Source organism: Streptomyces guryensis (genome assembly GCF_021261325.1).
Classification (GTDB): Bacteria; Actinomycetota; Actinomycetes; order Streptomycetales; family Streptomycetaceae; genus Streptomyces; species Streptomyces guryensis.
Window position 1 is genome coordinate 14,106 of the sequence record NZ_JAJSBI010000012.1, and the last position, 23,648, is coordinate 37,753.

The window sequence follows — 23,648 nt, forward strand, 5'->3', positions numbered from 1 at the left end:
GAGAGTCAAGAGTCGTCCGTGTCCGACTTATCGGTCACACGCTCGAAGGGACGACTCATGAAACTCTCCCGCTCGGCACGTTTAGGGGCCCTCGCGACCGCGGCGGCCTCTTTCCTGGTCATCGCCGCTTCCTCCGCCCCCACTCCGGGCGCTCCAGGCATCGGCGACCCCTACTTCCCGAACCTCGGCAACGGCGGCTTCGACGCCCGCCACTACGCCCTCGACGTGGCGTACAACCCGGACACCGACCGCCTCGACGGCCGTACCACGCTCACCGCGCGCGCCACCCAGACCCTCTCCGCCTTCGACCTGGACCTGCAGAAGCTGGAGGTCAGCAGCGTCGAAGTGAACGGCAGACGCGCCGAGTTCACCCGGGACGGCGACGAACTGCACATCACCCCGCGCGGCGCCCTCCCCAAGGGCCACGACTTCACGGTCACCGTCACCTACGGCGGCGTTCCCGAACCCCTCAACGGCCCGATCGTCTTCGGCTCCGACTACGGCTGGATGAAGACCCCCGACGGCGTCTTCGTCGCCTGTGAACCCAACGCCGCCTCCACCTGGTTCCCGTCCAGCGACCACCCGGACGACAAGGCCACGTACGACATCCGTATCAAGGCGCCCAAGGGTCTGACCGGCGTCTCCAACGGCCGGCTCGTCTCGACGTACGACAAGGGTGACTCGACGTACACCCACTGGCGCGAGAGCAAGCCCATGGCGACCTACCTCGCGACCGCCACCATCGGGAAGTTCGACGTCAAGACCGGGAAGACCCCCGCCGGCATCCCGATCTACGTCGCCATCGACCCGGTGCTCGCCAACAGCAACAACGTCGACGTGTACGCCGTCACGGCCGCCGCCACCGACTACTGGCAGCAGGTCTTCGGGCCGTACCCCTTCGAGGAGACCGGCGCGATCGTCGACGACATGCCGGAGGCCGGGTTCTCCCTTGAGGTGCAGAGCAAGCCCGCGTACTCGGCCGTCCGCAACGAGACGACGATCGTGCACGAGCTGGCCCACCAGTGGTTCGGCGACTCGGTCTCGGTGGAGCGCTGGAAGGACATCTGGCTCAACGAGGGCTTCGCCACCTACGCCCAGTGGCTGTGGGCCGAGCACCAGGGCACCCGCAGCGCCCATGACTCGTTCCTGGCCGCCTACAACTCCCGCGCCGCCGACAACGCCTTCTGGCAGATCACCGTCGCCGACCCGCAGCGCGACACCATGTTCGCCTCCGCGGTCTACCAGCGCGGCGCGATGACCCTCCAGGCGCTGCGCGAACGCATCGGCGACAAGGCGTTCTTCAAGCTGCTGCCGACCTGGACGAGGATCCACCGCTACGGCAATGCCAACACCGCCGAGTTCATCAAGCTCGCCGAGAAGATCTCCGGGCAGAACCTCGACGACCTGTTCCAGAAGTGGATCTACACGACAGGCAAACCGGCGTTGTAGACCTGCCTTTGTAAGGTGCATGCCCCTCGGCAGGTAAGAATGTGGGGGTGCTCCAGCAACTGTTCAGCCCCTCCGTCCAGCACACGCTCGACGTCATCGGCATCTTCGTGTTCGCCATCTCCGGCGCGCTGATGGGCGTCCGCAAGAACTTCGACGTCTTCGGCATCGCCGTGCTCGCCGAGGTCACCGCGCTGGGCGGAGGGCTGTTCCGGGACCTGATCATCGGGGCCGTGCCCCCGGCCGCCTTCACGGACCTGGGCTACTTCATCACCCCGCTCCTCGCCGCCCTGATGGTCGTCTTCCTGCACCCGCACGTCGAGCGCATCCAGGTCGCCGTCAACGTCTTCGACGCGGCCGGCCTCGGCCTGTTCTGCGTCGCCGGGACGATCAAGGCGTACGAGTACGGGCTCGGCCTCACCCAGTCGGCGACCCTCGGCCTCGCCACCGCGGTCGGCGGCGGAGTGCTCAGGGACGTCCTGGCCAACGAGGTGCCGTCACTGCTGCGCTGGGACCGCGACCTGTACGCGGTCCCAGCGATCGTCGGCTCCACCATGGCCGTCCTGTGCCTCCGCTACGACGTCCTGACCCCGGTCACCAGCGGGCTCGCGGTCGTCACCGCCTTCGTCCTGCGCCTGCTTGCGATGAAGTACCACTGGCGAGCGCCGCGTGCGTGGAACCGCCGGTCGACAGTGCGGGAGGAGTAGTGGCCCGGAGGTGGTGCTGGCCCATCTCCACCGTGAGCCAGCGGAACGACGGGAGCACCTGCGGCCGCCACAGCGCCATGGTGTGACCGCCCGCGCTCTTCGGGATGAAGACGACGTGCACGGTGGTCGGCGCCTTCGCTGCCTGTTCGAGGCCGATGCCGGCCTCGTAGCCGTCGTGCGGCTGGCCGGAGACGTAGAGGGCGACCCGAGGCGGGGTGGGTGACTTCTTCAGCAGCATGAAGGGGTTGTTCTCGGCCCTGACCGTCGGGTTCTGCGCGGCGAGCGAGTTGCGTTCGCCGATCGGGTCGTTGTAGCCGGACATGCTGATCGCGGCCATGTAGCGGTTCGGGTGCGCGATGGCGAGCTTGGCCGCGCAGTGCCCACCGGCCGAATACCCGGCGGTCGCCCAGCCCTTGGGGCCCGGCTCGGCGCGGAAGTTGTCCATGACCATCTTCGGTACGTCGATGCTGAGCCAGCTGTCGGCGTTGACCTGGCCCGGGATGTTGGCGCAGCCGGTGTCCACACCGGCCAGCAGGTTGGTGCGCGGGGCGACCAGGATGAACGGCGCGACCTGGCCGCTCCGCATCAGCGGGGCCAGCTGCTGGGTCGCCTTCATCGACCCGAACCAGGCCTTCGCCGAGCCCGGGTAGCCGGGCAGCAGCTCCACCACGGGGAACTTGTGGTGGCGGTAGGCGGGCTCGTCGTACTGCGGCGGCAGCCACACGTAGACCTCGGCGTTCACGCCCGAGACACGGCCCTTGAGCTGGGTCTCGCGCACGCCGCGCATGCCCGGTCCGGTGGCCGGGGTGAAGTCCTGCTTGACCTTGGGCAACCGTTTCAGCGCTATTCCGCCGGTACCGTCGGCGCCCAGGTTGGCCGCCTGCTGCACATGGTTGCCGGTGCCGAGAAGGTCGTCCCAGTTGTCGTACAGGTTGTTGGAGTTGTTGACGAGTACGAAGACCAGAGCGACCGCCGTCCCCTGGGCGAACAGCAGCATCAGCATCCTGGCCGCCGCGCGCAGGGCCTGCGGGCCGCGCATGCGCGTCCACAGGGCGAGCGGCAGTATCAGGGCGATCGCGAACAGCACGATCAGCGTGTAGAGGAACGGAGTCCCGGTGAGGCTCATGTCCCCATAGAGGGGGAGACCGGCCTCCGGGTTGAGGACGAGTGCGGACACTTACCAAGAAATTGCCGGAACCTCACCCGGGAGGAGGGCGCCGGCCGAGAACGTGTCATGTGCTCGTAACCCGAAAAGCTACCGCTTAGTAGTTTCTCGTTGTACGGTTCAGGCATGTCAGAAGCAGCCTCCGCGCAGGCCACCAGGGCCGCCATCGGCGACAGCGAGTTCGACCGGGACACCGCGCTCATCCCGCGCGCCCCCGGGGTGTACGACATCGACCTCTCCGCCGGATGGACCATCATCAACGCCGTCAACGGCGGCTATCTGCTGGCCGTCCTGGGCCGCGCCCTCGCGGATGCCCTGCCGCACGCCGACCCGTTCACGATCTCGGCGCACTACCTGACGGCGTCCCAGCCGGGCCCGGCGGTGGTCCGCACCGACGTCGTACGGACCGGCCGCACCCTGTCGACCGGCCAGGCCTCGCTCTTCCAGTACGACGAGGAGGGCCGCGAGGTGGAACGCATCCGCGTCCTGGCGTCCTACGGCGACCTGGACGCACTGCCGGACGACGTCCGTACGACGGCGGAGCCGCCCGCGATCCCGCCGCTGGACCAGTGCTTCGGCCCCCAAGACGGGCCGGCCCCCGTGTCCGGCAGCTCGGCGATCGCCGACCGCCTGATGATCAAGATCGACCCCGCCACCCTCGGCTGGGCGGTGGGCGCGCCGTCCGGCAAGGGTGAGATGCGCGCCTGGTTCGGCCTGGCGGACGGCCGGGACGCCGACCCGCTCTCCCTCCTCCTGGCGGTGGACGCACTCCCGCCCACCGCCTTCGAACTCGGGCTGAAGGGCTGGGTGCCCACGGTGGAGCTCACGGTCCACGTCCGCTCCCGCCCGGCCCCCGGCCCCCTGCGTGTCTCGATCACCACCCGCAACCTGGCCGGCGGCTTCCTGGAGGAGGACGCGGAGGTCTGGGACAGCAACGACCGTCTGGTGGCCCAGTCCCGCCAGCTGGCACGGGTCAGACTCGGCTGAGCACGGCGCGCCGCGGGTTGCGCCGGGGCGGGTCGGGGCCGGGGAGCGGCTCACCCCCGGTCGGGATGCCCTCTCCCCGCGAGCGCCGGAGTCTTCGGGGCCGGCCGGCAGAGGCGGGGCGGGGGCGCGTCCGCGGTCCGCTGCTTGGGCGCAGTGTGGCGGGCGAGGCAGCCTTGAGGAGGCGGCTTCCGGCCCGGGCAGGCCGCCAACTGTCCATAGGGATCCGCCTTTCGGCAGTCGAAAGGATAGGGATCCGCCTTTTCGGCAGTCGAAAGGGCCGACGCGAAGATGCCTGCTCCTCGCGTTCCCAGTCGGACCCCATGGTGTTGTGTCCGACATGCGGCTTCGCCGCGTGGCCGAGGGCGCCGCTCGGCCCGCGGCGTGCGGGTGGCTGTCCGCCGAGGGCGGGGTGGGCGGTCAGGCCGGGCTGAGCGGAGCCCGCCCGAGCCAGGCCGCCAGCTGCCGGTAGGTGTCGGCTCCTTCAGGGGCCGCCAGGACGTCGGCGAAGGGGGTCTGCTCGTCGCGCTCGGGGTCGGGCAGGACGCGGCGGGCGGTGGTGAGGGCGAACTCGGCCAGGTCCGGGTCGAGTTCGAGGGGGTGGCCCAGGGACTCGGACAGGTCCCAGGTGTGGGTGACCAGTTCCATCACGTAGCCGGAGAGGGCCGCGCGGCCCGGGACCTCGCCCCAGGGGACGCGTACGGGGGCCGCCATGCGGTCGTCGCTCGCCCAGGCCCTGAGGACCCGGGTGCGGACCTCGTCGTACACGGTCGTCCAGGCGTCGTCCGCCACGTCGTCCGCGAACGGGCGTACGGCGAGCCCGTCGCCGCCCTCGCCGACGACCGCGATGCGCAGGGAGCCGCCCACGATGTGGCCGAGCAGGGTGCGCACGTCGAACTCGGTGCACGGGGTCGGGCCGGTCAGCTGGTCGGGACGTACCGTCTTGATGAGGGCCGCCGCCTGCTCGGTGGCTCGGTTGTAGACGGGGCGGGGGTCCATGGCGTTCATGGTCACGGGCTCCTTCGTGAGTCGGTACGCCGAGGTTCCCCGCATAACCTGACAACTTCCGTCAACATTTGCCGGAGGCCTGAGAACGGCGTGATTCTGGTGCCGTGAAGTCCGACCGACTGCTCTCGATCCTGCTGCTCCTGCAGACCCGCGGCCGCGTCCCCGCGCACGAACTCGCCGACCGGCTGGAGGTGTCGGTGCGGACCATCTACCGGGACGTCGAGGCCCTGTCCGCCTCCGGCGTCCCGGTCTACGCCGAGCGCGGGCGGCACGGCGGCATCGCGCTGCTCGCCGGGTTCCGTACGGACGTCACCGGCCTGACCGCCGACGAGTCCCGCGCCCTGTTCATCCTCGCGGCCCAGGGCGCGCACGCCGCGCTCGGCCTGGACGCCGCGCTCGGCTCGGCGCTGCGCAAGGTGATGGCCGCGCTGCCGGCGCCGTACCGCCCGGCCGCCGAGGTGACCTCACGCCGCATCCTCGTCGACGCCACGCGCTGGAAGGGCGGTCCGCAGCCCGCGGTGGACCTGGACACCCTGCAGGACGCCGTGTTCGCCGACCGCCGGCTGCGGCTGCGCTACCGGCACAGCGGGGCGCGGGAGGCGCGGACGTACACCGTCGACCCGTACGGGCTCGTGTCGAAGGCGGGTGTCTGGTATCTCGTCGCCGACCGCCGTGGGAAACCGCAGCTCTTCCGCGCCGACCGGGTGCGGTCCGCCAACGTCCTGGACGAGGAGGTGAGGCGGCGGCCGGGTGTCGAACTCGGCGATGCCTGGGAGGTGTTGCGCCGCCAGGTGGAGGAGCGGCCAGGCGGCATCGACGTCACGGTCCGCGTCCGCCGCGTCCGCCTCGACATGTTCCTGCGGCTGAACGCCTCGCAGTTGGCCGGACTTCCCGACGGCGACGGCGAGGGTGAGTGGGTGACCGCGCGGCTCTCGTACGGCGTCGTCGCACAGGCGCGCCAGTTGCTGCAGTTCGCCGACCACGTGGAGGTCCTCTCGCCGCCCGAGGTGCGGGCGGAGCTGGCCGCGGCGGCCGCTTCTGTCACGGACCTGTACCGGGGAGCAGGCGAGGGAGGCTTCTGAAGTCGCAGGTCAGAGCGGTACCTATAGATCCTGTTTACCTGAATCACAGGCCGCGGACAGACCGCCCCCAAGGAAGCCCTAAGCGCCGTTGATTGAGTTCCCGCACTCAAGGCTCCCTCATCTTCCTTCGTCTTCCTTGGAGTTGTTCCTCATGAAGCGTGTGCGTCTCGTCCCCGCAGTGGCCCTGCTGGCGCTCTCGCCTCTGGTCCTGGCGGCCTGCGGCTCGGGCGACTCGTCGTCGTCCTCGAACAGCGGCAACTCCGGGCAGCAGCAGGCCTGTCAGGCGCCGACCGGCAACGCCTCCGGGCGTCCCAGCGGTGCCTCCTCGGGTGCTCCTACGGGCGCCCCCACAGGCAAGGCCACCGCCAGGCCGTCCGGCGCCCCCTCGGGCATGCCGAGCGGCGCGCCCAGCGCCGGCGCGGCCGCTGGCGCCGGTCAGGGCGGCCCCGGCGGAGGCGGCCAGGGCGGCGGCTGCGGCGGTCCCGGCGGTGGCGGTGCCGCGCCCAGCGGCGCCCCCACCGCACAGGCGACCAGGAACTGACCTCGGACGCCGTACGGCAACTCGGACGTCGTACGACAAGGGGCGGCACCCCGGTGAACGGGGGTGCCGCCCCTTCGCGCTGCCCGGGCTCAGGCCGGCCAGTGGTGCCGTCCGATGCTGATGAGCTTCATCTGGCGGGTCGCGACCTGTGCCACCCGCTCCCGGTCCGCCTCGGTGCCCTCCAGGGCCTCCAGGAACAGCGAGGCGGTGATCAGCATCTGGTCCACGTACAGATGGGCCAGCATGAGAAGGTCGTCGTCACTCCAGCCTTCGGACTCCGGGTCCTTGGCGAGTTCGCCCTTCACCTCCTCGGCGAACCGGGCCAGTTGGTCCCGGATGGCGTCCCGCACCGGCTGGACCCCGCCGTGTCGCTCCCGGGCGATGAAGCGGACATGGGCGGGGTACCCGTCCACGTGGCCGGCGATCAACTCGATGGCGCGCGCTATGCGTTCCTCGCTGGAGTCGGCCGTGGACACCGTCGTCCGGATCATCGGGTGCAGGCTGCCCAGCGCCTCCTCGACCAGCGCCACGCCGAGATCCGCAATGGATCGGAAGTGGCGGTAGAAGGCGGTCGGGGCGACGCCCACGGCGCGCGTGACCTCTCGCAGGCCCAGACTGCTCAGGCTCTGCTCCTCCAGCAGACCGAGCGCCGCGTCCAGGAGCGCCTGGCGGGTCTTCTGCTTCTGGGCCTGCCGGATGCCGAGAGTGTGACTCATGTCATCTAGTTAACAACTGTTCTCTGGATTTGAAAAGCCGTGAGGCGCGCTAGACTCTGTAGTCAGTGAACAAGTGTTACTACAACCGTTCACCGAAACTTAACCACAAGCGCCCTCGCCGGGCGCACGGAGGGGGATCGAATCCCATGCTGTTCCTCGTCGCCGCACTCATGCTGCTCGGCGTCGTCCTGGGCACCGTGGCCCACGCGCCGCTGACCGTCACCGCTCTCGTGGCCGTCGGCATCGCCGTCTGGCTCGGCATCTTCGCCGCCCGCGAGCGCCACAGCCGCCGCACCTCGGCCAACTGACCGCCGGGGCCACCGCCCGCCCGACCCGACTTCCGACCTTCCGTCTCCTGGAGATGAGCACGATGCAACTCACCGCCCCGGCCGCCGGCCGCACCGACACCATCACCCGCAAGCCCGCCCGCGACGCCGACGGCATGGCCGTCGCGTCCTTCATCCTCGGCCTGCTCGGCCTTCTCGTGCTGAACGTCTTCCTCGGCCCGGTCGCCATCATCCTGGCCGCCGTCGCCCTCTGGCGCGGCACCGCCCGCCGCGGTCGCGCGTACCTGGGTATGGCTCTGGGGGTGGCCGACCTGGCGGTCCTGGTGATCGCCATGCAGATGTCCAACACGGTTTCGTGGAGCCTGTAGACCCGAGGCGCACACCATGACGAACGGCAGACCTCCCCGAGGACGACGGGGCCCGGTCGCCGAGCCCAACCTTGACGTACGGCCGACGGCAGGGGCCCCGTAGAATCGGCCCCACCATGGCTTACCTCGACCACGCCGCGACCACGCCGATGCTCCCCGAGGCGGTCGAGGCGATGACCGCGCAGCTGAGCGTCACCGGCAACGCCTCCTCCCTCCACGCCTCCGGCAGGCAGGCCCGCCGTACCGTCGAGGAGGCCCGCGAGACCCTCGCGGAAGCGCTCGGCGCCCGCCCCAGCGAGGTCGTTCTCACCTCCGGCGGCACCGAGGCCGACAACCTCGCCGTGAAGGGCCTGTACTGGTCCCGCCGCGACGCCGACCCGGCCCGCACCCGCGTCCTCGCCAGCCCCGTCGAGCACCACGCCGTCCTCGACGCCGTCCACTGGCTCGGTGAACACGAGGGCGCCACCGTCGAGTACCTCCCCGTCGACCCGTACGGACGGGTCCACCCCGAGGCGCTGCGCGAGGCGATCGCCCGCAACCCCGAAGACGTGGCCCTGGCCACCGTGATGTGGGCGAACAATGAGATCGGCACGGTCATGCCGGTCCGTGAACTCGCCGAGGTGGCGGGGGAGTCCGGCATCCCGCTGCACGCCGACGCGGTCCAGGCCTTCGGACAGGTCCCGGTCGACTTCGCGGCCTCCGGCCTCGCCGCGATGACGGTCTCCGGCCACAAGATCGGCGGCCCGTACGGCATCGGTGCCCTGGTCCTCGGCCGCGAGTACACCCCGGTACCGGTCCTGCACGGCGGCGGCCAGGAGCGCCACGTCCGCTCCGGCACCCTCGACGTCCCCGCCGTCGCCTCCTTCGCGGTGGCCGGACGCCTCGCCGCCGAGCAGCGTGAGTGGTTCGAGCGGGAGATCGGCGCCCTGCGCGACAGCCTCGTCGAGGCGGTCCGTGCGGCCGTACCGGACGCGATCCTGGGCGGCGACCCGGTGGACCGCCTCCCGGCCAACGCCCACTTCACCTTCCTCGGCTGCGAGGGCGACTCCCTGCTGCTGCTCCTCGACGCCCAGGGCATCGAGTGCTCCACCGGCTCCGCCTGCACCGCGGGCGTCGCCCAGCCCAGCCACGTCCTGCTGGCCACCGGCACCGACCCCGACCTGGCCCGCGGCACCCTGCGCTTCTCCCTCGGCCACACCTCCACGGAGGCCGACGTAGAGGCACTGGCGAAGGCGATCGGCCCGGCGGTCGAGCGAGCTCGAGCCGCCGGGCTCACCTGAAAAGCGCCGCTAGCTCTCCGTCACCATGAGGGACGCCATCATGCCCTCGTCCTCGTGCTGCAGCAGATGGCAGTGGAGCATGTACATGTAGGTGTCGTCGGAGAAGTCCGTGAACTCCATGGCGATCTTGATGGTTCCGCCGCCGACCACCTCGTAGGTGTCGAACCAGCCGAGGTCGACTCCGGTCGGATCCGCGCCGTTGACGGAGATCAACTGGTACGGCACGTCGTGCAGATGGAACGAGTGTTCCAGCTGGGTGTTGTTCTTGATCGTCCAGATCTCCTTGGACCCCAGCGTGGTGCTGATCATGGCCATGGAGGACATGCTCGTGCCGACCGAGCCGTCGATCGTCATCGATGTGCCACTCTGGCCGAGCGTGATGGTCCGCGCGGTGAAGTCGCTGGTGTCGTACCGGTCGATCGTGTTGAGCGAGCTCGGCAGGCTGTCCGGGGTGTCGGTGCCGGACGCGGTGATGGCGAGCACGTCGTAGGTGCCGCTGCCGCCGCGCACCCAGCCGGTGGTGACGACGGCCTGGAGCGTCACGGCGTCCGACAGGTCCAGCACGAACTCGGCGCGGGCGCCCGCCACCAGCCGGATGCTGGTCACCTCGGTGGCCGCGGTGAGGTAGCCCTGGTCGGTGGCGATCTGGTCGAGGTTGCCGCCGTCACTGCGCTGGATGGTGATGATGTCCGACGGCGAGGCGTTGAGCACGCGGAACCGGGTGCGGGTCCTGGTGGCCGTGAAGGTGAGCGTGGTGTCGTCGACGTTGGTGCCGTTCAGCAGGAGCGGGAAGCTCAGCCCGCTGCTGAGATAGCCGGACAGATTGTACTTGAGGTCGCCGGAGCTGTCGGCGGCGAGGCTCTGGAAGATCAGCGGGATGTCGTCGGTGCCGTAGGTGCTGGGGAGGTCCGAGGACGCGGTGGAGTCGTCCTCGACGATGATCATGCCGGCCAGTCCGTGCACGGCCTGCTTGGCCGTGGTGCCCAGGGCGTGCGGGTGGTACCAGAGCGTCTTGGCGTCGTCCTTGACCGTGAACGTCGGGGACCAGGTGGTTCCGTCGGAGAAGGCGACCTGCGGGCCGCCGTCCATCTTCGCGGGGACGTGGGCGCCGTGGAAGTGGACGGTGGTGTCCTCACCCAGGCTGTTGGTGATGTTGAGCAGGACGGTGTCGCCGCTGGTCCACTTCATGGTCGGGCCGAGGAACGACTGGTTGTAGCCCATCGTGTCGCTGGTGACCCCGGAGAGCACCTCCGCGGTGCCGGTCTTCGCCTCCAGGGTGAAGGTGGTGGTGCTGCCGGACGTGGTGCCCTCCAGCAGGTCCGGGACGGTCAGGGTGGCGGTGTTGGTCGCGGCGCTCGCCTTGTTCCTGCCCGCCTCGGTCAGCAGGGAGAAGGCGCCCCCGGCTCCCGCGACGACCCCGAGGCCGACTCCGGCCATGCCGCCGAGGAACCTGCGGCGGTGCATGCCTTTGCCCTTGCGGGGGTTCTCGCCGTGTCCGCCCGTGCCCGAGCCGGGCTCTGTGGTGTGAGTCATGGGCGGGATCGTTGAACCGAGGACTGTGCGAGGACTGGGGTGAAGTTAGGAAGAAGCCCCGTCGGCTGTGAGGGCGCCCTGAGCGTCCGCCCCGCCCAACTGCCCTGAAAAGTAGCCAAGTTGAGGAAGGCCAGATCGCGCAGTGTGTGAGGGACGCAACGGACACCTCGTCCCGGCGGAAGGCTTTACGACTTCGTTGTCTTCGCAGACCGCACGAGCCCCATGTACCGGTCCCAGTCCCAGTACGGCCCCGGATCGGTGTGGTCCGTCCCCGGCACCTCCACGTGCCCGATGACGTGCTCCCGGTCGACGGGTATGCCGTAGCGCCCGCAGATCCCCGCGGTCAGGCGCGCCGAGGATGCGTACATCGCGTCCGTGAAGGACGATCTGCGCTCCACGAAGCCCTCGTGCTCGATGCCGACACCGCGTTCGTTGTACTCCCGGTTGCCCGCCTGGAACGCCACGTCCAGCTCGCGGATCATCTGGGTGACGTGCCCGTCCCTGCGGACTATGTAGTGGGCCGCGGCCTGGTGGTCCGGATCCTGGAAGGCCTTGACCGCGCTCGCGAAGCCGCCCTGGGTGACATGGATGATCACCCGGTCTATCGCGTAGTCGTCCGGCCGGTCGGCCCGCCGGTAGTTCGCCGACGAGGCCGCGACCCACTGCGCACCCCGGAAGTCGACCGCACCCGGGGTGCGCGGTTTCTCCACCCCCGGCAGCCGCCACCACAGATGCGACAGCTCGTCGCGCGCCAGCACCGCCGTGCCGACGGCGGCCGCCGCCCCGCCCACCAGCAGCGCACGGCGCCCGATCCGCCGGTCCGAGTCACTCCTCCTCGCCCCCATGTGATCACCAACGGATACTCGTGGGCTCCGGTTCCCGCGCCCCCGTACTCTTGAAGGGCTATGACTGACACCTCGCAGCGCCCCCGCCCCCTTCGCGTACTCGCCGCCATGTCCGGCGGAGTGGACTCCGCCGTCGCCGCCGCCCGCGCCGCCGAAGCCGGCCATGACGTGACCGGCGTCCACCTCGCGCTCTCCGCGAACCCCCAGTCGTTCCGCACGGGCGCACGTGGCTGTTGCACCATCGAGGACTCCCGCGACGCCCGCCGCGCCGCCGACGTCATCGGCATCCCGTTCTACGTCTGGGACCTCGCCGACCGCTTCCGTGAGGACGTGGTCGAGGACTTCGTCGCCGAGTACGAGGCCGGCCGCACCCCGAACCCCTGCCTGCGCTGCAACGAGAAGATCAAGTTCGCGGCCCTGCTGGACAAGGCCCTCGCGCTCGGCTTCGACGCCGTCTGCACCGGCCACTACGCCCAGGTGATCGTGAACGAGGACGGCACCCGCGAGCTCCACCGCGCCTCCGACATGGCCAAGGACCAGTCGTACGTCCTGGGCGTCCTGGACGAGAAGCAGCTGGCGCACGCGCTCTTCCCGCTCGGCGACACGGTGACGACCAAGGACGAGATCCGCGCCGAGGCCGAGCGCCGGGGCCTCGCGGTCGCCAAGAAGCCCGACTCGCACGACATCTGCTTCATCGCCGACGGCGACACCCAGGGGTTCCTGGCGAACCGCCTGGGCAGGGCCGAGGGCGACATCGTCGACGAGTCCGGCGCCAAGCTGGGCACCCACGAGGGCGCGTACGGCTTCACCATCGGCCAGCGCAAGGGCCTGCGCATCGGCACCCCCGCACCCGACGGCAAGCCGCGCTACGTCCTGGACATCTCGCCGGTGAACAACACGGTGACGGTCGGCCCGGCCGACGCCCTGGACGTGACCTCCCTGACCGCGATCAAGCCCCGCTGGTGCGGCACCGCCCCCTCCGGCGCGGGCAGCTACACGGCCCAGCTGCGCGCCCACGGCGGCGAGACCGAGGCCACCGCCGAACTGGTCGACGGCGCCCTGGAGGTCTCCTTCACCGAGCCGGTCCGCGGCGTCGCCCCCGGCCAGGCGATCGTGCTGTACGACGGCACGCGCGTGGTGGGCTCGGCGACGATCGCGACGACCACGCGCGCGAGGACGACGACTTCGGTCGCCTGACGGATCCCCTGCCGCCGTCGTGCAGGGGGCGCGCCGTGATCATCTGTTCAGAGGAACTCCGCCAGCACCGGCGCGAGGACGTTCGGATCCACCATGTGGGTCTGGCCCTCCAGGACCCGATACGTCCCCTGGGGTGCCGTTTCGGCCACGGCCCGGGCGGCCTCGCGCATCCAGGCAGGGCTCGCGCTGCCCGCGAGGGACAGCACAGGCACATCGATCCCGGCCAGCCGGTCCCGCGGCACCAGGCCGTCTCCCATCACGGCGTTGTCGTACGCCAGGCTCGGCGCGATCGCCTCCATGCCGGGCCACATGGGGGAGTTGCGGGCACCCTGGATCATCTCCTCGGCCAGCCCGGTGAGCCTGAGGAAATGCTCGACGGCGTCCCCGCGCCGGCCGTTCGCGAGCGCCTCGTCGAGCCGCTCGGTGTACTCGGCGCGTTCCTTCGCGCCGCCTGCGTAGACGGCGAACGGCACCTCGTACACGGCGACCCGCCGGACCGGCAGCCCGCTCGCGGCCGCCTCCAGGACGAGCGCGCCGCCCGACGAGATGCCGTACAGCGAGGCCTCGCCGCCCACCGCCTCGATCAGCGTGGCGAGGTCCTCGACCTCGCGGGCCACCGCGTACGGCTGGGTGTCGCCGCTCTCGCCGCGGCCCCGGCGGTCGTAGGAGACGACGCTGAAACGGCCGGCGAGCGGCCCGGCGAGGGGCGCCACGGTGGCGCCCGTGGACATCGCTCCACTGACGAGGATGACCGTGGGCCCCTGCCCGGTGCGTTGATAGGCGAGGGAGGTGCCGTCGTGCGAAATGGTCTTCTTGTCCATGCCTGTGGAGACTGCCCCAAGGCAGGGAAATAATCGCTCTTACGCGCTGAAGACCTCGCTCACGACACCTCGACTTCGTAGAAGCAGAGGTGGTCCTTGATCTCGGCGACCTCGGGCTTGGGCTCGGGATAGGACCACACGAGGTCCGCCGCGTCCGGCAGCGACCAGTAGCTCGCGGTGCCCTTGAACGGGCAGTAGGTGTGGGTGTCGGAGGGGGTCAGCAGATCGAGCCGGACGTCCTCGGCGGGGAGGTAGTACCGCGGCGGACAGCCCGTCTCCCGCAGCACGAGGGGCCGTTCGCTCTCCGCCAGGACCTGCCCGCCGTACACCACGCGCACGTGCCGGTCGCTTTGCTCGATGGTGATCTTGTGTCCTTCGGCCATACCGGGAAAGCGTTCGCGGAGGCCTCTTTCTTCCCACGTACGGTGAGGGCATGCGAATCTGCGTCTTCCTCTCCGCCGCCGACCTCGACGACCGCTACACGCGCCCCGCGCGCGAGTTCGCGGAACTGCTGGGCAAGGGCGGACACACGCTCGTCTGGGGCGGTTCGGACGTCGGCCTGACGAAGGTGGTCGCCGACGGCGTGCAGGAGGCGGGAGGGCGGCTCTGCGGGGTCTCCGTGGGCTTCCTGGCGGCCAAGGCGCGACCGGGCTCGGACGAGATGGTGATCGCCCGTGACCTCGCCGAGCGCAAGAAGCTGCTCCTGGAGAAGGCCGACGCGGTGGTGATCATGGTCGGCGGCACCGGGACCCTCGACGAAGCCACCGAGATCCTGGAACTGAAGAAGCACGGCCACACCGACAAGCCGGTGGTCCTGCTCAACACCGCGGGCTTCTACGACGGCCTCAAGGAGCAGTTCCGGCGCATGGAGGACGAGGGGTTCCTGCCCAGGCCCCTCACCGACCTGGTGTTCTTCGCGCAGGAGCCGGTGGGTGCGCTGGCCTACCTGGAGGAGAGCCAGGGCGTCGAGTGAGGTGCGCATGACGCGAGCGGGGAGCCGGGGCGGGGCGTCGAGCGGACTCCGGCGGGTGCGAGCATGACAGGCATGGCTACACATGTGATCACCGGAGCGGGCTCCGGCATCGGCGCGGCCGTCGCCCGCCGCCTCCACGCGCGCGGGGACGAACTCGTCCTGCACGCGCGCGACGCGGGCCGCGCGAAGGAACTGGCGGTGGAGTTTCCCGGCGCGAGGACGCTGGTCGGCGACCTGGCCGACCCGGACAGGCTGTCCTGGGCCTTCTCGCACCAGACGCTGCCGGACCGCGTCGACTCCCTCCTTCACATCGCAGGCGTCGTCGACCTGGGCCCGGTCGGCGAGCTCACCCCGAAGTCATGGCGCCACCAGCTCAACGTCAACCTGATCGCCCCGGCCGAGCTGACCCGTCACTTCCTGCCCCAACTCCGCGCCGTCCGCGGCCATGTGGTCTTCGTCAACTCGGGAGCGGGGCTGAACGCCCACGCCGACTGGTCCGCCTACGCGGCCTCGAAACACGGACTGAAGGCCCTGGCGGACTCCCTGCGCCACGAGGAGCACGGCAACGGCGTCCGTGTCACCTCGGTCTACCCCGGCCGCACGGCCAGCCCGATGCAGGCCAAGGTCCACCAGCAGGAGGGCAAAGAGTACGACGCGTCGAAGTGGATCGACCCCGAGTCGGTCGCGACGACGATCCTGATGGCGGTGGACCTGCCGCGGGACGCGGAGGTCAACGACCTGACGGTGCGCCCGGGCCGCTGACGGACGTTTTCGCCCCCGTCGCTTCCGTCCCGACCCGGGGGCCAGCCCCCGGACCCCCGCTCCTCAAACGCCGGAGGGGCTGAGTTTTCCGGCTGGGTTTGATCTTTTCAGCCCGTCCGGCGTTTGAGGACGAGGCCGTTCAGGCCGAAAGCGGGGGTCTGGGGGCGGCAGCCCCCAGGTACGGGACGGGTAGGGGCGGCGGGGGCGAAACCATAGGCTTCTCGTGTGAACGCAGACCTTTCCTTCGGGCCGGCCACCGGCATCGGCTCGATGCCCGGCGGCGACGCCCGCGAAGCGGCCAGAACCGTCACCGGGACCTTCGAGGACTTCCCCTTCCTGCCCGAGCTTCCGGCCCGCGGCCCTGGGGCCGACATGATCGGCAGAACCGCAGGCATGCTCGTGGAGCTGTACGCGCGCGTGGAGCCCAGCGGCTGGCGCATCGGCGACCGCCCCGGCCGTGACACCAGGCGCGCACGCTCCTGGCTCGGCGAAGACCTCGACGCACTGGAGGAGTTCACGCAGGGCTACGAGGGCCCGCTGAAGGTACAGGCGGTCGGCCCCTGGACCCTCGCCGCCGCCCTGGAGCTGAGGAACGGTGAGGCGGTCCTCTCCGACCCCGGTGCCTGCCGCGACCTGGCCGCCTCGCTCACCGAGGGCCTGAGGCTGCACCTCACCGAGATCGCCCGCCGCATCCCCGGCGCCCACCTCGTCCTCCAGCTCGACGAACCCTCCCTCACCGCCGTACTCCGCGGCCAGGTGAAGTCCGCCAGCGGCTACCGCACCCACCGCGCCGTCGACCGCCAGCTCGTCGAGGCCACCCTCCGCGACGTCGTCGGGGTTCACGGCGACGGCCCGACCGTGGTCCACTCCTGCGCACCGGACGTCCCGTTCGCCCTGCTGCGAAGGGCGGGCGCGGCGGCGGTCTCCTTCGACTTCGCACTCCTCACCGAGCGTGACGAGGACACGATCGGAGAGGCGGTGGAGGCGGGTACCCGGCTCTTCGCAGGTGTCGTGCCGGGCACGGACGGCCCATTGTCAGACCCTGCCGGTAGCGTCATGGGTGTCAGGACGCTGTGGCGCAGGCTGGGGCTGCAACCGGGTCTTCTCGCGGAGGCGGTCACGGTCACGCCGTCGTGCGGACTCGCGGGGGCCTCCCCGGACTACGCACGCAAGGCCCTCGCCCACTGCGTCAGGGCGGCGAGATCCCTCGCGGACAACCCAGAGTAACGGGAGGACAACACGGTGGCCGGCGACAAGCAAGCGGAGACGACGGTGCCCGCCGAGGCGCGGGAGAAGCACGCGAAGCTCGCTGAGCAGATCGAGGAGCACCGCTTCCGGTACTACGTGAAGGACGCTCCGGTCATCAGCGACGCGGAGTTCGACAAGCTCCTGCGCTCCCTGGAGGCGCTGGAGGAGGAACATTCCGAGCTGCGCACGCCCGACTCGCCGACCCAGAAGGTAGCGGGGGCGTACGAGACGGAGTTCACCTCCGTCGAGCACCGCTCCCGCATGCTCTCCCTGGACAACGCCTTCAGTGACGAGGAGCTGGCCGCCTGGGCCGAGCGCGTCGCCAAGGACGTCGGCGGGCCCGGCTACCACCTCCTGTGCGAGCTCAAGGTCGACGGCCTCGCCGTCAACCTCACCTACGAGCGCGGCCGCCTCACGCGCGCGGCGACACGCGGCGACGGCCGCACGGGCGAGGACATCACTCCCAATGTCCGTACGATCGCGGAGATTCCGGACAGGCTGACCGGTGACCGCGTCCCCGACCTCGTGGAGATCCGCGGCGAGGTCTACTTCCCGATGGAGAAGTTCGAGGAGCTCAACGCCCGCCTGGTGGAGGCCGGCGACAAACCCTTCGCCAACCCGCGCAACGCGGCGGCCGGTTCACTGCGCCAGAAGGACCCCCGCGTCACCGCCACCCGCCCGCTCCACATGGTCGTCCACGGCATCGGCGCCCTGGAGGGCTTCGAGGGCCTCACCCGCCTCTCCCAGGCCTACGAGCTCCTCAAGACCTGGGGCCTGCCCACCTCCCGGCACAACAAGGTGGTCGACGACCTCGACGGAGTACGGGAGTTCATCGCGTACTACGGGGAGAACCGGCACTCCGTGGAGCACGAGATCGACGGAGTCGTCGTCAAGCTGGACGAGATCCCGCTCCAGGGACGGCTCGGTTCCACCTCCCGCGCGCCGCGCTGGGCGATCGCGTACAAGTACGCGCCGGAGGAGGTCAACACCAAGCTCATCAACATCCGTGTGGGGGTGGGCCGCACGGGCCGGGTCACTCCGTACGCCCAGGTCGAGCCGGTCACCGTGGCCGGCTCCGAGGTCGAGTTCGCCACCCTGCACAACCAGGACGTCGTCAAGCTGAAGGGCGTCCTCATCGGCGACACGGTGGTGCTGCGCAAGGCCGGTGACGTCATCCCGGAGATCCTCGGCCCGGTCGTCGACCTGCGCGACGGCAGCGAGCGCGAGTTCGTGATGCCGGCCGAGTGCCCCGAGTGCGGTACGGCACTGAGGCCGATGAAGGAGGGCGACGTCGACCTGCGCTGCCCCAACGCCCGCACCTGCCCGGCCCAGTTGCGCGAGCGGCTGTTCTATCTGGCGGGCCGCAAGGCGCTGGACATCGAGCACTTCGGCTATGTCGCCGCGGCCGCCCTCACCAAGCCGCTGGAGCCCGAGGACCCGCCGCTCGTGGACGAGGGCGACCTCTTCGACCTCACCATCGAGCAGCTGCTGCCCATCAAGGCGTACGTCCTCGACCAGGACAGCGGCCTGCCCAAGCGCGACCCGAAGACCGGCGAGGAGAAGGTCGCCACGGTCTTCGCCAACCAGCAGGGCGAGCCGAAGAAGAACGCCGTTGCCATGCTGGAGAACATCGCCGCGGCCAAGGAGCGCCCGCTCGCGCGCATCCTCACCGGTCTGTCGATCCGTCATGTCGGCCCGGTCGCCGCCGAGGCGCTGGCCCGCGAGTTCCGGTCGGTGGAGCGCATCGAGCACGCCACCGAGGAGGAGCTGGCGAACACGGACGGCGTCGGCGGAATCATCGCTGCGTCCCTCAAGGAATGGTTCGCCGAGGAGTGGCACCAGGAGATCCTCCGCAAGTGGCGGGCCGCGGGCGTCCGCATGGAGGAGGAGAGTTCGGGTGAGGACGAGGGCCCGCGCCCGCTGGAAGGGCTGACCGTCGTGGTCACCGGCACCCTCGAACACTTCACCCGCGACGGAGCGAAGGAGGCGCTGCAGAGCCGCGGAGCGAAAGTAACCGGTTCCGTTTCGAAGAAGACATCCTTCGTTGTCGTAGGTGACAATCCCGGGTCGAAATATGACAAGGCGATGCAGGTCAAAGTGCCTGTCCTGAACGAAGAGGGCTTCAACGTCCTGCTGGAACAGGGACCGGACGCGGCGGCCGAAGTTGCGCTTCCCACAGCGGAATAGCGGTTGAAGGCCACCCGATCGGCGCATACCAGATGCATACGGGTGGCCGGGGTGCATTCGGGCAACCGTCTACGACCGCTGCCCGTGGAAGCCTTCTGCGGCCTACTGTTGAGGTGTGCACCTGCCGTGCCCAGCTGCGGTTGGGGCAATCCCTTGCTCCTGACGAGCAGGGGGAAGGGTTTTCCAACGCGGTGCCGTTGACGGATGTCGGGCAACGGGCCGTGTGGCGTGGGCACCGCCGGCTGTGAGAGGGACGGGAATGGAACCGACCGAGAGCGCCGCCCCTGATTCACGGCTGCGCCTGCGCCGGGTCACCGGCGTGTGGCGGGCGAGCCGGTGGGCCGGGCGGCCTTCGGGGCGTCCGGGCGCGGAGGGGCGCGCCACCGGACAGTACACCGTGACGGACGGGCGCGCCCCGCACCTCACGGCCGACCACCCTCCCGGACTGCCGGATCCCGAACACGACCGGCACCTGTCCTGGCCCGCGCTGCCCGCGGCGGTCGTCGCGGCGGCGGCCTTCGTCCTCGGCGCCGGCTTCTACCGGGGTTTCACGGGGACCCACGCGCTCTTCCCGGCCGGCACGGTCGGCTGGTCCTTCGCCGTGCTGACCGGCATCATCGTCGGCCACCTGGTCATGCTCGGCCGCTCCCGCTGGTGGGGCGGCACCGGCTCCGGCGCCGCCCTCACCCTCGCCGTCCTGATGCTGTACGGCTGGGTGCCCGCCGGAATGGTCAGCCTCACCGTGGTCGTGCTGGTCGGCATAGCCCGGCGCAACCGCTGGCGCCAGGGCGTGCTGCACGGTTCGGTGGACATCCTCGGCATTGGAGCCGGAGCCCTGGTGCTGGGCGCCTTCGGCCGCGTGCCGTCCGTGGAGAAACCCTGGAACCCCGACAGCTGGACCCTCTACACCGCGCCCGAGGTGATGCTGGTCGCCGTCGGGTACCTCCTGGTCACCCGCACCCTCCTTTGGTATCTGCACGCACCGCGCCACGGCGGCCTGCCCACCGTCGCCCGCACCGCACTGGCCAGACAGGGACTCGTCGCGGTCGCGCTGCTCGGCATCGCCCCGCTGGTCTGCGTGGTCGCCGTAGCCCAGCCGGTGCTGCTGCCGCTGTTCGCCATCCCGCTGATCGCCCTCGACTCCACCCTGTGGATAGCCCGCGCCCGGGCCGAGGAGCAGCTGCGCGACCCGCTGACCGGGCTGCCCAACCGGCAGTGGCTGCTGGAGCGCATCTGGACCGCGCTGGACGACGCCGAACGCATCGGCGCCCGCGCCGCCCTGATGCTGATCGACCTGGACCGTTTCCGCTCGGTCAATGACACGCTGGGGCATCTCGCCGGTGACCGGCTGCTGCTGCAGATAGCCGACCGGCTGCGTCTCGCGCTCCCACGGGGAGCGGAGGCCGCGCGGCTCGGCGGCGACGAGTTCGCCGTTTTACTGCCGGTGGCCGACTCCACGACCTCCGCCACCCGGGTCGCCCGCGGCCTGGTCGCCGAGCTCAGCTCCCCGCTGGACCTCGACGGGCTCACCCTCGTCCTGGAGGCCAGCGCGGGTGTCGCCGTCTTCCCGGACCACGCGCTGGATGCCGAGGGGCTGCTGCGGCGGGCGGACGTGGCGATGTACCAGGCGAAGCGGGACCGTACGGGCGTCGAGGTGTACGAGTCCAAGCGGGATTCGAACACACCGGACCGGCTGGGCCTGCTGGGCGATCTGCGCCGGGCGCTGGACGCGCGGGAGGTGCAGCTGCACTACCAGCCCAAGGTCCGCTTCGACGGACAGGTCGCCGGCCTGGAGGCCCTGGTCCGGTGGGTGCATCCCGAGCGCGGGAAGGTGCCGCCGGACGAGTTCATAGCGATCGCCGAGTCCTCGGGGCTGATGCCCCATCTCACGGAGTACGTACTGGACACGGCGCTGGCGCAGGTGGCCCGGTGGCGGGCCCAAGGACTCTATGTGCCGGTCGCGGTCAACGTCTCCCCGCGTGACGTCCACACCCCCGGTTTCGCGGGCTCCGTCGCCGCCCGGCTGGCCCGGCACGGGGTCCCGGCGGGAGCGCTCCAGCTGGAGATAACGGAACACGTCCTCCTGGAGGACCCGCAGCGTGCCGCCGACACGCTGGCCGGCCTGACCGGTCACGGCGTGAAGATGTCGCTGGACGACTTCGGCACCGGTTACTCGTCCCTGGTGCATCTGCGGCGGCTTCCGGTGAGCGAGCTGAAGATCGACCGCTCGTTCGTGGCCCGCCTCGCCGTCGACACGGAGGACGCGGAGATCGTCCGCTGCACGGTCGACCTCGCCCATTCCCTCGGACTGCTGGTCGTCGCGGAAGGCGTCGAGGACGACGAGACCTGGGAACGGCTGCGGGATCTCGGCTGCGACGCCGTACAGGGCTGGCTGGTCGCAGCCGCGATGCCGGCGGAGGAGACGACGGCGTGGCTGCGGGCGCGCGGCTCGCGGGGCTGGCAGCGGCCTCGCGCGGCACTGCCGGCCGTGGCGACCGACGAGTAGCCCGCCCGCGCGAGACGGCGAAGACGCGACGGCGCCCGCGAGGTTGCCCGCCGTCGGCGACGGCGGGGGGAGGAAGGGGCGGTCGCACGGCTGGTGCGGCCGACGCCCTGACGCGGCACTGCGCCACGCCCGACCAGCAGTCGGGCCGTGTGGTGTGCTCAGCCGGGCGGCCTTGGTTGCGTGGGTGGGCGGCCCGTCGGAGGCCTGCGCGGGCCGCGCCGTGTTCGATCGGCGCCGGGCCGTTTGGTGTGCCCACCCGAGCTGTGTCCGTGTGCTGGCCGGCGCGGTCGGTTGCGGGGCCGAGTCCCAGTGCGTTCGCCTCGGCTCACCCCGCCGTGAAATGACCGATCAGCAGCGCCAGTCGGTCCTCATGGGCGTTCTCCGGTAGCCGGCCGCTGCGCATCAGTGTCACCAGGCCGTGCAGGCCTGCCCAGTACGTCTCCGTCAGGAGGCCCGGGTCGTCGCCCTCGTTCGCGATCGGTTCCACGGCCTGCAGCAGTTCGCCGAACGCCGCCTTGAGGGGCTCCGGAGCCTCGGGTGTGGCGAACGGGAGGTCCACGGCGTGGGTGAACATCGCGTCGTACAGGGCCGGTCGCCGCCGTCCGAAGGCGGTGTACGCGGTTCCCACCGCCGCGAGGGCCTCCCGCACGCCCTTGGCCGCCGTACGCGCCGTACGCAACTCCTCGGCCAGATCCGCGCATCCCTGGACCGCGACCGCCGCCATGATCGCGTCCTTGCCCTTGAAGTGGCTGTAGAGGACGGGCTGGCTGTACTCGATCTCGGCGGCCAGGCGCCGTGTCGTGACCGCGTCCCAGCCCTCCGCCTCGGCCAGTTCACGGGCGGCTGTGACGATCAGCCGTTCCCGTTCCGCTCGTTCGCGCTCCCGGCGCGTCTGGATCGACATGCCAGAAATTCTAGCAGCGCTAGCCAATCTTTCGACGCTCTGCTAGCTTCGCTCTTGTGCCTAGCGTTGCTAGGAAATGCCGAAGAGGAGAGAAGACGTGACCGTCACCGCGTACACCCTGGCTGTCCTGCTCGACCTGTTCTGCCTGTTCCTCGGCTACCGGTTCCTGTTCCAGCCCGGTCCTGCCGCCGCCGGATACGGCGTCCCCGCCCGGCCGGACGGCGACGCCGGGGCCTACCTCTCGAACAAAGGGCTGAATGACGGCACCTTCGGCCTGCTGGGCCTGGCCCTTCTGGCCTTCGCCGGCGCGCGCGCCGAGGCGTGGTTCATGCTCGTCGTGGCACTCGTACCGCTCGGAGACACATTGATAGTGCTGCGTCACGGCGGCACCAAGGCCGTGGCTTTCGGGATCCACTTCGCCACCGCAGTCGTCATCCTGATCAGCGCCGGACTTCTCTTCGCGGTCTGACGGCACTACATCTGACGGCACCACATCTGGCCGCACCACATCTGGCCGCACCACATCTGGCCGCACCAAAACGGCACCACATCCGACGGCACCACAATGGGAGGAAGCGATGTCACTGTTCGTGCCGAAGTCCGACGACTCCGTGATCGTCCGCGAAGCCGAGGCCGAGGTGGTCGGGGGCACCCCCGTCGGTATCCGTCTGCTGGCCGACAGCAGTGCGACGGGAGGGGCGCTGTCCACCGTGCGCGTCACCCTGGCGGAGGGCGCCGACGGCGCGCGGCCCCACCTCCACCGCAACTCGGCCGAGATGTTCTACCTGCTCGACGGGTCCGCCGAGATCCTGTCCGGCGACGACATCGTCACCGCCGAACGCGGCGATCTCGTCATCGTCCCGCCCGACAAGCCGCACGCCTTCGCCGCAGTCCCGGGGGCCACGGCGGACATCCTCATCGTGATCACCCCGGGCGTCGAGCGCTTCGAGTACTTCCGCCACCTCCAGCGCATCCGCCTCGGCGCGGCCACCCCGGAGAGCATCCTCGAAGTGCAGGAGCGGTACGACAACCGATTCCTCAAGAGCGAGACCTGGGAGAGCCGCCGCGGCTGAGTCGGAGCAGGGCTC

The 23,648-nt window shown here is 70.5% G+C and carries 24 protein-coding genes; 16 read left to right on the top strand and 8 right to left on the bottom strand.

The window, feature by feature from the left end; all coding sequences use genetic code 11:
• The first annotated feature begins 57 nt into the window (after positions 1 to 57).
• Positions 58 to 1,449 carry a M1 family metallopeptidase gene (locus LJ657_RS23690; protein ID WP_232650761.1) on the top strand — a complete coding sequence of 464 codons (1,392 nt, stop codon included), beginning with the start codon at positions 58 to 60 and terminating at the stop codon, positions 1,447 to 1,449.
• Positions 1,450 to 1,496: 47 nt separating this feature from the next.
• Entirely contained in the window at positions 1,497 to 2,153 is a 657-nt protein-coding gene (locus LJ657_RS23695) for a trimeric intracellular cation channel family protein (RefSeq protein ID WP_232650762.1), read from the top strand.
• Here LJ657_RS23695 and LJ657_RS23700 read toward each other — a convergent pair.
• Positions 2,062 to 3,279: an alpha/beta hydrolase gene (locus tag LJ657_RS23700; protein WP_232650965.1), complete on the bottom strand. Its 1,218-nt coding sequence runs from the start codon at positions 3,277 to 3,279 to the stop codon at positions 2,062 to 2,064. The two genes, LJ657_RS23695 and LJ657_RS23700, sit on opposite strands and share 92 nt — an antisense overlap.
• A gap of 165 nt (positions 3,280 to 3,444) precedes the next feature.
• On the opposite strand from LJ657_RS23700, the gene LJ657_RS23705 reads away from it, so the two are divergent.
• Positions 3,445 to 4,305 carry a thioesterase family protein gene (locus LJ657_RS23705; RefSeq protein WP_232650763.1) on the top strand — a complete coding sequence of 287 codons (861 nt, stop codon included), beginning with the start codon at positions 3,445 to 3,447 and terminating at the stop codon, positions 4,303 to 4,305.
• A gap of 417 nt (positions 4,306 to 4,722) precedes the next feature.
• Here LJ657_RS23705 and LJ657_RS23710 read toward each other — a convergent pair whose 3' ends face one another.
• Positions 4,723 to 5,310, bottom strand: coding sequence for a TIGR03086 family metal-binding protein (locus LJ657_RS23710; RefSeq protein ID WP_232650764.1), 588 nt, complete (start codon positions 5,308 to 5,310; stop codon positions 4,723 to 4,725).
• A 104-nt stretch (positions 5,311 to 5,414) separates the two neighbouring features.
• Here LJ657_RS23710 and LJ657_RS23715 point away from each other — a divergent pair, with 104 nt between their 5' ends.
• Together LJ657_RS23715 and LJ657_RS23720 are read left to right on the top strand one after the other, a co-directional pair.
• Complete coding sequence (locus LJ657_RS23715; protein WP_232650765.1) at positions 5,415 to 6,392, top strand: helix-turn-helix transcriptional regulator; 978 nt, start codon at positions 5,415 to 5,417, stop codon at positions 6,390 to 6,392.
• A gap of 151 nt (positions 6,393 to 6,543) precedes the next feature.
• Positions 6,544 to 6,933: a hypothetical protein gene (locus tag LJ657_RS23720; protein WP_232650766.1), complete on the top strand. Its 390-nt coding sequence runs from the start codon at positions 6,544 to 6,546 to the stop codon at positions 6,931 to 6,933.
• An 89-nt stretch (positions 6,934 to 7,022) separates the two neighbouring features.
• Here LJ657_RS23720 and LJ657_RS23725 read toward each other — a convergent pair whose 3' ends face one another.
• The gene (locus LJ657_RS23725; protein ID WP_232650767.1) at positions 7,023 to 7,649 is read right to left on the bottom strand and encodes a TetR family transcriptional regulator; all 627 of its coding nucleotides are present in this window, start codon (positions 7,647 to 7,649) and stop codon (positions 7,023 to 7,025) included.
• Positions 7,650 to 7,795: 146 nt separating this feature from the next.
• Between LJ657_RS23725 and LJ657_RS23730 the strand changes: the two genes are divergently transcribed.
• The 3 genes from LJ657_RS23730 (at position 7,796) to LJ657_RS23740 (ending at position 9,584) form a co-directional block, all read left to right on the top strand.
• Positions 7,796 to 7,957, top strand: coding sequence for a hypothetical protein (locus tag LJ657_RS23730; protein WP_181922309.1), 162 nt, complete (start codon positions 7,796 to 7,798; stop codon positions 7,955 to 7,957).
• A 62-nt stretch (positions 7,958 to 8,019) separates the two neighbouring features.
• Positions 8,020 to 8,304, top strand: coding sequence for a DUF4190 domain-containing protein (locus LJ657_RS23735; protein WP_232650966.1), 285 nt, complete (start codon positions 8,020 to 8,022; stop codon positions 8,302 to 8,304).
• Positions 8,305 to 8,420: 116 nt separating this feature from the next.
• A complete protein-coding gene (locus LJ657_RS23740; protein ID WP_232650768.1) occupies positions 8,421 to 9,584 on the top strand; it encodes a cysteine desulfurase family protein in 1,164 nt (387 codons plus the stop codon).
• 9 nt (positions 9,585 to 9,593) lie between these two features.
• On the opposite strand, the gene LJ657_RS23745 is transcribed toward LJ657_RS23740, so the two are convergent.
• Together LJ657_RS23745 and LJ657_RS23750 are read right to left on the bottom strand one after the other, a co-directional pair.
• The gene (locus LJ657_RS23745) at positions 9,594 to 11,117 is read right to left on the bottom strand and encodes a multicopper oxidase family protein (protein ID WP_232650769.1); all 1,524 of its coding nucleotides are present in this window, start codon (positions 11,115 to 11,117) and stop codon (positions 9,594 to 9,596) included.
• A 185-nt stretch (positions 11,118 to 11,302) separates the two neighbouring features.
• Positions 11,303 to 11,962, bottom strand: a complete 660-nt coding sequence (locus LJ657_RS23750; protein ID WP_232650770.1) for an N-acetylmuramoyl-L-alanine amidase — start codon at positions 11,960 to 11,962, stop codon at positions 11,303 to 11,305.
• 60 nt (positions 11,963 to 12,022) lie between these two features.
• On the opposite strand from LJ657_RS23750, the gene mnmA reads away from it, so the two are divergent.
• Positions 12,023 to 13,159 (top strand): tRNA 2-thiouridine(34) synthase MnmA, encoded by a 1,137-nt coding sequence (mnmA, locus tag LJ657_RS23755; RefSeq protein WP_232650771.1) that lies wholly within the window; start codon positions 12,023 to 12,025, stop codon positions 13,157 to 13,159.
• A 47-nt stretch (positions 13,160 to 13,206) separates the two neighbouring features.
• Here mnmA and LJ657_RS23760 read toward each other — a convergent pair whose 3' ends face one another.
• Together LJ657_RS23760 and LJ657_RS23765 are read right to left on the bottom strand one after the other, a co-directional pair.
• The gene (locus LJ657_RS23760; RefSeq protein ID WP_232650772.1) at positions 13,207 to 13,980 is read right to left on the bottom strand and encodes an alpha/beta fold hydrolase; all 774 of its coding nucleotides are present in this window, start codon (positions 13,978 to 13,980) and stop codon (positions 13,207 to 13,209) included.
• 59 nt (positions 13,981 to 14,039) lie between these two features.
• Positions 14,040 to 14,363, bottom strand: coding sequence for a DUF427 domain-containing protein (locus LJ657_RS23765; RefSeq protein WP_232650773.1), 324 nt, complete (start codon positions 14,361 to 14,363; stop codon positions 14,040 to 14,042).
• 50 nt (positions 14,364 to 14,413) lie between these two features.
• Between LJ657_RS23765 and LJ657_RS23770 the strand changes: the two genes are divergently transcribed.
• From LJ657_RS23770 to LJ657_RS23790, 5 genes are all read left to right on the top strand, one after another.
• Positions 14,414 to 14,953 carry an LOG family protein gene (locus LJ657_RS23770; RefSeq protein ID WP_232650774.1) on the top strand — a complete coding sequence of 180 codons (540 nt, stop codon included), beginning with the start codon at positions 14,414 to 14,416 and terminating at the stop codon, positions 14,951 to 14,953.
• Positions 14,954 to 15,016: 63 nt separating this feature from the next.
• Complete coding sequence (locus LJ657_RS23775; RefSeq protein ID WP_232650775.1) at positions 15,017 to 15,715, top strand: SDR family oxidoreductase; 699 nt, start codon at positions 15,017 to 15,019, stop codon at positions 15,713 to 15,715.
• A gap of 270 nt (positions 15,716 to 15,985) precedes the next feature.
• Positions 15,986 to 16,942 (top strand): methionine synthase, encoded by a 957-nt coding sequence (locus tag LJ657_RS23780; protein ID WP_232650967.1) that lies wholly within the window; start codon positions 15,986 to 15,988, stop codon positions 16,940 to 16,942.
• 15 nt (positions 16,943 to 16,957) lie between these two features.
• On the top strand, positions 16,958 to 19,150 hold the full coding sequence (gene ligA, locus LJ657_RS23785; RefSeq protein ID WP_232650776.1) for an NAD-dependent DNA ligase LigA: 2,193 nt from the start codon (positions 16,958 to 16,960) through the stop codon (positions 19,148 to 19,150).
• 259 nt (positions 19,151 to 19,409) lie between these two features.
• Positions 19,410 to 21,656, top strand: coding sequence for a putative bifunctional diguanylate cyclase/phosphodiesterase (locus LJ657_RS23790; protein ID WP_232650777.1), 2,247 nt, complete (start codon positions 19,410 to 19,412; stop codon positions 21,654 to 21,656).
• A 325-nt stretch (positions 21,657 to 21,981) separates the two neighbouring features.
• Here the strand turns inward: LJ657_RS23790 and LJ657_RS23795 are convergent, their stop codons facing one another.
• Complete coding sequence (locus LJ657_RS23795) at positions 21,982 to 22,560, bottom strand: TetR/AcrR family transcriptional regulator (protein WP_232650778.1); 579 nt, start codon at positions 22,558 to 22,560, stop codon at positions 21,982 to 21,984.
• A 97-nt stretch (positions 22,561 to 22,657) separates the two neighbouring features.
• Between LJ657_RS23795 and LJ657_RS23800 the strand changes: the two genes are divergently transcribed.
• Both LJ657_RS23800 and LJ657_RS23805 read left to right on the top strand, forming a co-directional pair.
• Entirely contained in the window at positions 22,658 to 23,029 is a 372-nt protein-coding gene (locus LJ657_RS23800) for a DUF4267 domain-containing protein (protein ID WP_232650779.1), read from the top strand.
• Between the two features lie 109 nt (positions 23,030 to 23,138).
• Positions 23,139 to 23,633: a cupin domain-containing protein gene (locus tag LJ657_RS23805; RefSeq protein ID WP_232650780.1), complete on the top strand. Its 495-nt coding sequence runs from the start codon at positions 23,139 to 23,141 to the stop codon at positions 23,631 to 23,633.
• The last annotated feature ends 15 nt before the right edge of the window (positions 23,634 to 23,648 follow it).

Coding starts and splice junctions, on each gene's coding strand:
- LJ657_RS23690 (WP_232650761.1), top strand. CDS start 58: ATGAAACTCTCCCGCTCGGCACGTTTAGGGGCCCTCGCGACCGCGGCG.
- LJ657_RS23700 (WP_232650965.1), bottom strand. CDS start 3,279: ATGAGCCTCACCGGGACTCCGTTCCTCTACACGCTGATCGTGCTGTTC.
- LJ657_RS23705 (WP_232650763.1), top strand. CDS start 3,445: ATGTCAGAAGCAGCCTCCGCGCAGGCCACCAGGGCCGCCATCGGCGAC.
- LJ657_RS23710 (WP_232650764.1), bottom strand. CDS start 5,310: ATGAACGCCATGGACCCCCGCCCCGTCTACAACCGAGCCACCGAGCAG.
- LJ657_RS23720 (WP_232650766.1), top strand. CDS start 6,544: ATGAAGCGTGTGCGTCTCGTCCCCGCAGTGGCCCTGCTGGCGCTCTCG.
- LJ657_RS23725 (WP_232650767.1), bottom strand. CDS start 7,649: ATGAGTCACACTCTCGGCATCCGGCAGGCCCAGAAGCAGAAGACCCGC.
- LJ657_RS23730 (WP_181922309.1), top strand. CDS start 7,796: ATGCTGTTCCTCGTCGCCGCACTCATGCTGCTCGGCGTCGTCCTGGGC.
- LJ657_RS23735 (WP_232650966.1), top strand. CDS start 8,020: ATGCAACTCACCGCCCCGGCCGCCGGCCGCACCGACACCATCACCCGC.
- LJ657_RS23740 (WP_232650768.1), top strand. CDS start 8,421: ATGGCTTACCTCGACCACGCCGCGACCACGCCGATGCTCCCCGAGGCG.
- LJ657_RS23745 (WP_232650769.1), bottom strand. CDS start 11,117: ATGACTCACACCACAGAGCCCGGCTCGGGCACGGGCGGACACGGCGAG.
- LJ657_RS23750 (WP_232650770.1), bottom strand. CDS start 11,962: ATGGGGGCGAGGAGGAGTGACTCGGACCGGCGGATCGGGCGCCGTGCG.
- mnmA (WP_232650771.1), top strand. CDS start 12,023: ATGACTGACACCTCGCAGCGCCCCCGCCCCCTTCGCGTACTCGCCGCC.
- LJ657_RS23760 (WP_232650772.1), bottom strand. CDS start 13,980: ATGGACAAGAAGACCATTTCGCACGACGGCACCTCCCTCGCCTATCAA.
- LJ657_RS23765 (WP_232650773.1), bottom strand. CDS start 14,363: ATGGCCGAAGGACACAAGATCACCATCGAGCAAAGCGACCGGCACGTG.
- LJ657_RS23770 (WP_232650774.1), top strand. CDS start 14,414: ATGCGAATCTGCGTCTTCCTCTCCGCCGCCGACCTCGACGACCGCTAC.
- LJ657_RS23775 (WP_232650775.1), top strand. CDS start 15,017: ATGACAGGCATGGCTACACATGTGATCACCGGAGCGGGCTCCGGCATC.
- LJ657_RS23780 (WP_232650967.1), top strand. CDS start 15,986: ATGCCCGGCGGCGACGCCCGCGAAGCGGCCAGAACCGTCACCGGGACC.
- LJ657_RS23790 (WP_232650777.1), top strand. CDS start 19,410: ATGGAACCGACCGAGAGCGCCGCCCCTGATTCACGGCTGCGCCTGCGC.
- LJ657_RS23795 (WP_232650778.1), bottom strand. CDS start 22,560: ATGTCGATCCAGACGCGCCGGGAGCGCGAACGAGCGGAACGGGAACGG.
- LJ657_RS23805 (WP_232650780.1), top strand. CDS start 23,139: ATGTCACTGTTCGTGCCGAAGTCCGACGACTCCGTGATCGTCCGCGAA.